A 314-nucleotide genomic window follows, 5' to 3' on the forward strand; every position below is an offset into this window, starting at 1 on the left:
AACGCCCTAGCCACCACACTCACCCAAATCCCCGACGAACACCCCCTCACCGCCGTCATCCACACCGCAGGCGTACTCGACGATGGTCTGCTCTCCACCCTCAGCCCCGACCGCCTCGACGCGGTCCTACGCCCGAAGGTCGACGCCGCCTGGAACCTGCACGAGCAGACCAAACACCTCGACCTCTCCGCATTCGTCCTCTACTCCTCCATCGCCGGACTCATCGGCAACGCCGGACAGGCCAACTACGCCGCCGCCAACACCTTCCTCGACTCCCTCGCCCAACACCGCCACGCCCAAGGCCTGCCCGCCCA

1 protein-coding gene is annotated in these 314 nt (G+C 66.9%); it reads left to right on the forward strand.

All coding sequences use genetic code 11. From position 1 onward, the window contains the following. Positions 1–314, forward strand: a 314-nt coding sequence (locus GCN81_RS00075; RefSeq protein ID WP_156721309.1) for a KR domain-containing protein, incomplete at both ends; no start/stop codon positions are given.

This window comes from Streptomyces apocyni (assembly GCF_009739465.1).
GTDB classification, from domain to species: Bacteria; Actinomycetota; Actinomycetes; order Streptomycetales; family Streptomycetaceae; genus Streptomyces; species Streptomyces apocyni.